This is a genomic window from Hydrogenophaga sp. FW305-3-2-15-A-LB1 (assembly GCF_058787875.1).
Genome location: NZ_JBYTAE010000141.1, coordinates 1 through 7,683 on the forward strand (window position 1 = coordinate 1; position 7,683 = coordinate 7,683).

Annotated in this window: 9 protein-coding genes and 1 tRNA gene; 5 read left to right on the forward strand and 5 right to left on the reverse strand. The window is 69.1% G+C overall.

What is annotated here, in order from left to right; translation table 11 throughout:
• On the forward strand, positions 1-665 hold a 665-nt coding region (locus AC3WPZ_RS27055; RefSeq protein ID WP_492442426.1), incomplete at its 5' end, for a phosphatase PAP2 family protein.
• On the opposite strand, the gene AC3WPZ_RS27060 is transcribed toward AC3WPZ_RS27055, so the two are convergent.
• Positions 646-2,190, reverse strand: coding sequence for a methyl-accepting chemotaxis protein (locus tag AC3WPZ_RS27060; RefSeq protein WP_444687994.1), 1,545 nt, complete (start codon positions 2,188-2,190; stop codon positions 646-648). The two genes, AC3WPZ_RS27055 and AC3WPZ_RS27060, sit on opposite strands and share 20 nt — an antisense overlap.
• A 192-nt stretch (positions 2,191-2,382) precedes the next feature.
• On the opposite strand from AC3WPZ_RS27060, the gene AC3WPZ_RS27065 reads away from it, so the two are divergent.
• Positions 2,383-2,862, forward strand: a complete 480-nt coding sequence (locus tag AC3WPZ_RS27065; protein ID WP_444687993.1) for a cupin domain-containing protein — start codon at positions 2,383-2,385, stop codon at positions 2,860-2,862.
• A 202-nt stretch (positions 2,863-3,064) separates the two neighbouring features.
• On the opposite strand, the gene AC3WPZ_RS27070 is transcribed toward AC3WPZ_RS27065, so the two are convergent.
• Positions 3,065-3,140 (reverse strand) — tRNA-Arg (locus tag AC3WPZ_RS27070).
• A 144-nt stretch (positions 3,141-3,284) separates the two neighbouring features.
• Between AC3WPZ_RS27070 and AC3WPZ_RS27075 the strand changes: the two genes are divergently transcribed.
• Entirely contained in the window at positions 3,285-4,145 is an 861-nt protein-coding gene (locus AC3WPZ_RS27075; protein ID WP_492442427.1) for a c-type cytochrome, read from the forward strand.
• A 67-nt stretch (positions 4,146-4,212) separates the two neighbouring features.
• On the opposite strand, the gene AC3WPZ_RS27080 is transcribed toward AC3WPZ_RS27075, so the two are convergent.
• Genes AC3WPZ_RS27080 through AC3WPZ_RS27090 form a run of 3 tightly spaced genes read right to left on the reverse strand, consistent with a single transcriptional unit; the run spans position 4,213 to position 6,184 of the window.
• Positions 4,213-4,740: a DUF2946 family protein gene (locus AC3WPZ_RS27080; RefSeq protein ID WP_444687991.1), complete on the reverse strand. Its 528-nt coding sequence runs from the start codon at positions 4,738-4,740 to the stop codon at positions 4,213-4,215.
• An 11-nt stretch (positions 4,741-4,751) separates the two neighbouring features.
• On the reverse strand, positions 4,752-5,750 hold the full coding sequence (locus AC3WPZ_RS27085; protein WP_492435023.1) for a YheT family hydrolase: 999 nt from the start codon (positions 5,748-5,750) through the stop codon (positions 4,752-4,754).
• The gene (locus AC3WPZ_RS27090) at positions 5,747-6,184 is read right to left on the reverse strand and encodes a YybH family protein (protein WP_291114456.1); all 438 of its coding nucleotides are present in this window, start codon (positions 6,182-6,184) and stop codon (positions 5,747-5,749) included. Before AC3WPZ_RS27090 ends, AC3WPZ_RS27085 begins: the two co-directional genes overlap by 4 nt.
• Before the next feature lie 91 nt (positions 6,185-6,275).
• Here AC3WPZ_RS27090 and AC3WPZ_RS27095 point away from each other — a divergent pair, with 91 nt between their 5' ends.
• Both AC3WPZ_RS27095 and AC3WPZ_RS27100 read left to right on the forward strand, forming a co-directional pair.
• The gene (locus AC3WPZ_RS27095; protein ID WP_492442429.1) at positions 6,276-6,884 is read left to right on the forward strand and encodes a LemA family protein; all 609 of its coding nucleotides are present in this window, start codon (positions 6,276-6,278) and stop codon (positions 6,882-6,884) included.
• The coding region (locus AC3WPZ_RS27100) for a TPM domain-containing protein (protein WP_492442431.1) at positions 6,881-7,683 on the forward strand (803 nt) is incomplete at its 3' end. The genes AC3WPZ_RS27095 and AC3WPZ_RS27100, both read left to right, overlap by 4 nt.

Consider the following 7,683-nt stretch of genomic DNA (forward strand, 5'->3'; position numbering starts at 1 on the left):
TGCCCACCCCCACCGAACGCGCCTGGTACCGCCAGCTCCTGTCCCGGTTCGTCACGCTGTGGTACCTCAAGGCCTTCGGCACCATGGCGTTCATGGTGTTGTTCTTCCAGGCCTACTTCTGGGTGCTGCACCACCCGATGGCCGAACCGCTCATGATGCCCACGCTCGTGGTGGACGACTGGGTGCCGTTCCTGCCCGGCGCCTTCTACGCCTACGTGTCGCTGTGGGTCTACGTGTCGCTGGCACCGGCCCTGCTGCCCAACCTGCGCGAGCTGCTGCGCTACGGCCTGTGGGTGGGCGCGCTGTGCGTGTTCTGCCTGGCGCTGTTCTGGCTGGCCCCGACCCAGACACCGTTGACCGACATCGACTGGTCCCAGCATCCCCGGCTGGCCTTCCTGAAAGGCATCGACGCCTCGGGCAACGCCTGTCCCTCGCTGCACGTGGGTTCGGCGGTGTTCTCGGCCTTCTGGTTCCAGCGCATCTTCCGGGAGACCGGCGCGCCGGCCGCGCTGCGCTGGCTCAGCGTATTGCATTGCGGGGTGATCGTCTGGTCCACGATGGCGATCCGCCAGCACGTGTTCCTGGACGTGCTGGCCGGCGCCGCCGTGGGCGCGGTCTTTGCCTGGCTGTCGCTGCGCCGCTGGCTCAGCCCGACGAGAGCCTGAACACCGCCACGGCCTGCACCATCTGCTCGGCGCGGGTCTTGAGGCTGGAGGCCGCGGCCGCGCTCTCTTCCACCAGCGCCGCGTTCTGCTGCGTGGCCTGGTCCATCTGCGTGACGGCCTCGCCGACCTGAGCCACGCCCGAGCTCTGCTCCTGGCTGGCCGCGCTGATCTCGCCCATGATGTCGTTGACGCGGCGGATCGAGTTCACCACCTCGGTCATGGTCACGCCGGCACGGTCGACCAGCGAGCTGCCCTGCTCCACGCGCTCCACGCTGGCGGTGATCAGGCCGCGGATTTCCTTGGCGGCTTCCGAGCTGCGCTGCGCGAGGTTGCGCACCTCGCCGGCCACCACCGCAAAGCCCCGGCCCTGCTCGCCGGCGCGCGCGGCTTCCACCGCCGCGTTCAGCGCCAGGATGTTGGTCTGGAACGCGATGCCGTCGATCACGCCGATGATGTCGGCGATCTTGCGGCTGCTGTCGTTGATGTCGCGCATGGTGTCCACCACCTGGGCGACCACCTCGCCCCCCTGCGTGGCCACGGTGGAGGCGCTCATCGCGAGCTGGTTGGCCTGCTGCGCGTTGTCGGCGTTCTGGCGCACGGTGGAACTGAGCTGCTCCATGGACGCGGCGGTCTCCTCCAGCGCGCTGGCCTGCTGCTCGGTGCGGGCCGACAGGTCGTTGTTGCCCTGGGCAATCTCGGCGCTGGCCATGGCCACGCCCTCGGCGTTGCCGCGCACGTTGGAGACCACGCGGCCCAGGCTGTCCTGCATGCCCTTGAGGGCCTGCAGCAACTGGGCGGCTTCGTCGCGGCCCTCGGCGGGGATGGCGCGCGTGAGGTCGCCGTCGGCGATCAGGCGCGCGGTTTCGGCGGCTTGGCGCAGCGGCACGGTGATCGAACGGCTGAGCACGAAGGCGGCCGCCGCGCCCAGCAGGGTCGCGAGCACGCCGCCCATGATCAGGATGGTGCGGCCATTCGCAGCCATCTCTTCGGCTTCTTTCAAGGCCGCGTCGTAGATGCCCTGCTGGCGCTGCTCCAGTTTCAGGATGGTGTTGATATAGGCCTCGGCCAGGGGTCTGAGGTCGCGGTCCAGCGCGGCGCTCATGTCTTCACCGGCCATGCGCGCCTTCATCACGACACCGCGCGGCGTGCGGTAGGCCTCGCGCGCGGCGTCGATGTCGGCGATCATCTTCTTGCCGGTGTCGGACTTGACCAGCTCGACCATGCGATCGCGCGAGGCCTGCGAGATCTTGGAGGTCTCGTCCATGTCCGCCTGCCACGTGGCGATGCGGCTGGTGTCGGAATCCAGGATGGCCGCGCGGGTGCGCACCCAGTTGATGTCGATGGTCTGGCGCCAGCGCGCGGCCAGCTGCAGTTTTTCGTTGTCTTCCCCAGCCAGCGTGCGCGTGGTCTGCACCAGCTCCTGCAGGCGCCAGACGCCGATGCCGGCCATCAGGGCCGTGATCAGCAGAACCAGTCCGAAGGCGATGGCCAGGCGGCTGCCGACCTTGATGTCGTTGAGTTTCATGCGGGAGAACTTTCTGGAGGAGTAAGGGGATCGGCGCCCCGGGCCAGCCCGCTTTTGGCGGTCATGGCCCAGCGCCACCACCCCCAGGGCATCGGCGGATTGGCCACGATCTTGAGCCACCCGCCTGGCGGCGATGCGCCGAAGAGGGCCCGCTCTTGCCCGCTTTTCAGCGCCCGCCCACAATGCCTTCCCATGCCCACCGACTCGAAACCCCTGGCCGTGGTGGCCGCCGACGCCCCGGCGCGCACCAAACCCTCGAACTACCCCGAGCCTTTTGCGGCCCGCGTGGCCGGGCGCGTCAAGCGTCCCCTGGGCGACTTGTTTGCCCTGAAACACTTCGGGGTCAACCACACGACCCTGCCGCCGAAGTCGGTGTCGGCGCTGCGCCACGCCCACAGCCGGCAGGACGAGTTCGTCTACATCCTGGTCGGGCACCCGACGCTGTACACCGACGAGGGCGCCACGCCCTTGTCGCCCGGCATGTGCGCGGGTTTTCCGGCCGGCAGCGGCAACGGCCACAAGCTGGTGAACGAAACCGATGAGCCGGTGCTGTACCTGGAGGTGGGTGACCGCAGCGAAGGCGACGAGGTCAGCTACCCCGAAGACGACCTGCGGGCCGTGCAGGTCGACGGCCGTTGGGCCTTCACGCACAAGGACGGGCGGCCGTACTGACATCGGCGCCGCGGGCACGGTCAGACCCGCTTCGTCATGCCCTTTTTTTGAGCATCGCTCGCGCCGCCAAGCGGGCCGCGGCCTGCGGCAGTTGTCCCAGGGGTTGTCCACACCCTTGGGCACAGCAGCTGTGAGCAACCCTCGAAAGAGCCTCCCCGGAAACGACAAAGCCCTTGAGGCAACTCAAGGGCTTGAACGTGGTTGGTGCGGCTGGCGGGGATCGAACCCACGACCCTTGGCTTCGGAGGCCAATACTCTATCCACTGAGCTACAGCCGCAACGCCAGCGATTCTATCAGCCGAGGGGGCGGCGCCCGGTGGGTGCCAAGGGGGCTTGGCTATAATCCAAGGCTGTTTGCCCGGCCTGACACGGGCACGCCCCACACCCGAACAGGCCTTGCTTCGCCACCCCCTGAGGACATCATGAGCGACCACGCGCACGAAGAACACCATACCGGTCCCATCAAGACGCCAACCCAGTTGATGTGGACGGCCTTCTTTGCGTTCGTCGCGCCCATCTTCATCATCATCGGCCTGGTGTACTACGTGGTCTCGGCCAACAAGCCGGCGGCCGGCGCGGTGGACATGGAGCAAGCCGTTGCCCAGCGCATCCAGCGCGTGGGCACGGTGGAGCTGCGCGACGCCAACCGCCCGCTGGCTTCCGGCGAGTCGGTGTACACCGCCCAGTGCGCGGCCTGCCATGCGGCGGGCCTGGCCGGTGCGCCCAAGTTCGGCGACGCCGCCGCCTGGGGCCCCCGCATCGCCACCGGCTATGAAGCCCTGCTGACCTCCGCCCTCAAGGGCAAGGGCGCCATGGGCGCGCAAGGCGGCGGCGCCTTCCGCGACGCCGAGATCGGCCGCGCCGTGGTGCACCTGGCCAACGCCGCTGGCGGCAAGTTCCCCGAACCCCAGGCACCGGCACCCGCCGCTGCAGCAGCCCCCGCGGCCGCTGCAACGCCTGCCCCCGCTCCTGCCGTGGCCGCAGCGGCTCCGGCGCCCGCTGCCGCTGCGCCCGCACCTGCCGCCTCGGCCACCGTGGCCGCTGGCGCCGGTGAGGCCCTGTACAAGCAGGCTTGCGCCGTGTGCCACGTGGCCGGCGTGGCCGGTGCACCGAAGTTCGGCGACAAGGCCGCCTGGGCACCCCGCGTGGGCGCTGGCCTGGACACCCTGACCGCCACGGTCATCAAGGGCAAGGGTGCGATGCCTCCCAAGGGCGGCGCAGGCGCCGCCGCGGAGGCCGACATCAAGGCCGCCGTGCAGTACATGCTGAACGCGGTGAAGTAAGGCACGTCCCCTTCCCCCGAAAAAGCCGGCCCCGCGCCGGCTTTTTTGTGCCCGCGCGCGGCCGCCCTCAGGCGGCTTGTAGCGCCTGGGGATGGGGAATGAAACCGAACCGCGCCGGCAGCGCATCGGCGCGCACCTCGGCCGGGCGCCAGCGGCCGGCTTCGACCGCGTCGGCGGCCAGGTTCATGTCGGCGCTGTGCACCAGCCCGACACCCCGATCGGTCACCAGGTACAGCCGGCCGGATTCGTCCAGCAGACTCTCCTGCACCCGCGCCGGCAGGCCGGTGTGGGACAACACACCACCCTCGGGCTGCAGGCGCCAGATCCACGGCGTGGCCTCGAGTTCGACGTACACACGCTGCGGCCCGTTCTGGAAGTACCACTGGCCTTGCGCGTCGGCCGCGTAGTTGCGGTGAATGAACTCGATGAGCTTGTCGTGCTTGAGCAGCGAGCCCTTGCTGGCGGGAAAAGGCCCTTGCGCCTGCGTGCGGTCGTCGCGCATGTACCAGTTGCCGCGGGCATCCAGGCCCAGCCAGCCATAACAGTGCGGCACATTGGGCCACTTGGCCATCGCGGCCTTGACGATGTCGTCCATGGCGAGGCTCCTCAAAGGTGGGCGAGCAGCCAGTTTCCCACGGCCTCGGGCATCGCGCGCACATGCCCGGGAAGGCCAAGGGGTCCGTGCGAGACCGGAAAGCCCACATGGCCGCCCTGCTCGGGCTGCCACAGGGTGACGTGATGGCCCGCGTCCTGCTGGGTCGGCAGGGACTCGGCGGGCACGAAGGGGTCGTTGCGCGCATTGAGCGCGAGCGCGGGCACGCGGATGCTGTGAAGCACCGGCTTGGCCGAGGCACGCGCCCAGTAGTCGGTCGTGTCCTTGAAGCCGTGCAGGGGCGCGGTGAAGAGGTTGTCGAACTCGTAGAGGTCGCGCGCGGCCAGCAGCTTCTGCCGGTCGAACAGGCCAGGGTGCTGCTCCAGCTTGCCGAGCGCCTTGGGCACCATGGAGCGCATGAACATGCGGGTGTAGACCACGCGGTTGAAGCCGCGCCCGATGGCGTGGCCGCCCGCGGCCAGGTCCAGCGGGGAACACACCGACGCGATGGCGCGCACGCAGGAGGTCGCTTCCGAGCCCATCTCACCGGCCCAGCGCATCAGCGCATTGCCACCCAGCGACACGCCCACGGCGATCAGCGGCCGGCCCGGGTGTTCCTCGGCAAAACGGCGCAGGATCCAGTCGATCTCCTGGAAGTCACCCGAGTGGTAGGCGCGTGGCGCCTGATTGAGTTCGCCCGAGCATCCCCGGAAGTGGGGCACCGCGTAGGCCACGCCGTGGGCGGCGGCGAAATCGGCGAAGGCCACGGCGTACTGGCTCGCGGAAGAACCCTCCAGCCCATGGAACAGCACCAGCAGGGGCGCCTCCGGCGCACTGCTGTGCAAGGCCTGGTCCACGTCGATGAAGTCGCCATCGGGCGTCTTCCATCGGCTGCGCTTCCAGCGCGGCGGCGGTCCGAAATGGCGGCGGCTGGCCAGCGCGGCCCACACCGTCTGCGGGTTGCCTCCGGGCAACCACCACGGCGCGCGGTAGGAAAAGCGGTCGGACTTCAATGCAGCACCGGCTGGGTGGTGAAGGCCTCGAGCGGCTCGGTGCGTGAGCCGGGGCTGGCGTGGTGCGCGACCATGCGCCAGCCCTGGGCGGTCTTGGCATAGACGTTGGTGGCCACCACCCAGGCGTGTTGCATGCCATCGTCCGTCATCACGGCCACGCGCTCGACCACGCTGTGCACGCTGCAGCCACCGGCATCGAGCCGGCGCACCTTCTCGGGCTGGGCCTGCACGCTGCCACTGGCGAACATGGTCTCGAACGCGGCGCGCACCGCGGCGTGCCCCACGAGCCGGGGACCACCCGGATGCACACACACGATGTCGTCCTCGTCCGCCCAGCAGGCCATGAGGCGCTCGATGTCGGCGTGTTGCAGCGCGTCGTAGAAGGCCGCCTCCGTGTCGTCCGCCGAACCGGGGGGCAGTTTGGGTTTTCGCATGTGGGCTATTTTGCCGCCAGTGCCCGGTTGCCCGGGTGCACCCCCGGGTATATTCCCGCTGATCGACCTGATCTCATCCAGCGGAGGTTTTATGCGCACATCCATTCGACGCCTGTCCACCTGGGCCGCCGCCCTGTTGCTCGCCACCAGCCTCACGGGCTGTGGGTACAACGACTTCCAGCGCCTGGACGAGCAGAGCCAGTCGGCTTGGTCGGAGGTGCTCAACCAATACCAGCGCCGAGCCGACCTGATCCCCAACATCGTCGCCACCGTCAAGGGCGAGGCCAACTTCGAGCAGGAAACGCTCACCCGCGTGATCGAGGCCCGCGCCAAGGCCACGTCGATCCAGGTCACGCCCGAGACCTTGAACAACCCGGCTGCGATGCAGCAGTTTCAGGCCGCGCAAGGCGAACTGGGCAGCGCGCTCAGCCGCCTGATGGTGGTGGTGGAGCAGTACCCCAACCTCAAGGCCAACCAGGGCTTCAGCGACCTGCGCGTGCAGCTCGAAGGCACCGAGAACCGCATCACCGTGGCGCGCAACCGCTACATCCAGACCGTGCAGGAGTACAACGTGCTCGCGCGCAGCTTCCCCACCAACCTCACCGCGATGGTCTTCGGCTACAACCCCAAGGCCAACTTCCAGGTCGCCAACGAGGCCGCGATCTCGACACCGCCCACGGTGGACTTCAAGAAGCCATGACGCTGCGCCTGGCCCGGTGGCTGCTGGCCGCCCTGGGGCTGTGCTTCCTCCCGGCGCTGGCTCAAGGCCTGCAGCCCATCCCCGAATTGCGCGCGCGCGTGATCGACCAGACGGGCACGCTCGATGTGGCGAGCCTCGCCGCCATCGAAGCCAAGCTCGCGGCCTTTGAAAAGACGAACGGCTCGCAGGTGGTGGTGGTGATGGTGGCCACCACCGCACCCGAAGACATCGCCGATTACACGCAGCGCCTGGGCGACGCCTGGAAGATCGGGCGGCGCGATGTGGGCGACGGCGTGCTGTTCGTGATCGCCAAGGACGACCGGCGCCTGCGCATCGCCACCGCGAAGGCGCTGGAAGGCGCGATTCCCGACCTGATGGCCAAGCGCATCATCGACGGTGCGGTGACGCCCGCGTTCCGCATCGGCAACTACGCCGCCGGCATCGAGGCCGGGGTCGATCAGATCCTGGCGCGCATCCGGGGTGAGAACCTGCCCCTGCCCGCGGAACAGGCCACGCGCGATGGCGCCGGCCTCGACGATTTCGACGGCATGGAGGTGCTGGTGTTCCTGGTCTTTGCCGTGCCCATGTTCTCGGCCGTGCTGCGCGGCATCTTCGGCAACAAGCTGGGCACGGTGTTCACGGGCATCGGTGCCGGTGGCCTGGCCTGGGTGCTGACCGCCGTGGTCTGGGTGGCCATCGGCGCCGGCCTGCTCGGCATGCTGGCCGCGCTGTTCCTGCAGTTCCTGCCGGCACCCACTTCGGGAGGCTCCGGCCGCGGTGGGCGTGGCGGCGGCTGGGG

Bases quoted from the DNA above. Each gene is read 5' to 3' on its own strand.
- AC3WPZ_RS27095 (WP_492442429.1), top strand. From the start codon at position 6,276: ATGCGCACATCCATTCGACGCCTGTCCACCTGGGCCGCCGCCCTGTTG.
- AC3WPZ_RS27080 (WP_444687991.1), bottom strand. From the start codon at position 4,740: ATGGACGACATCGTCAAGGCCGCGATGGCCAAGTGGCCCAATGTGCCG.
- AC3WPZ_RS27075 (WP_492442427.1), top strand. From the start codon at position 3,285: ATGAGCGACCACGCGCACGAAGAACACCATACCGGTCCCATCAAGACG.
- AC3WPZ_RS27060 (WP_444687994.1), bottom strand. From the start codon at position 2,190: ATGAAACTCAACGACATCAAGGTCGGCAGCCGCCTGGCCATCGCCTTC.
- AC3WPZ_RS27065 (WP_444687993.1), top strand. From the start codon at position 2,383: ATGCCCACCGACTCGAAACCCCTGGCCGTGGTGGCCGCCGACGCCCCG.
- AC3WPZ_RS27090 (WP_291114456.1), bottom strand. From the start codon at position 6,184: ATGCGAAAACCCAAACTGCCCCCCGGTTCGGCGGACGACACGGAGGCG.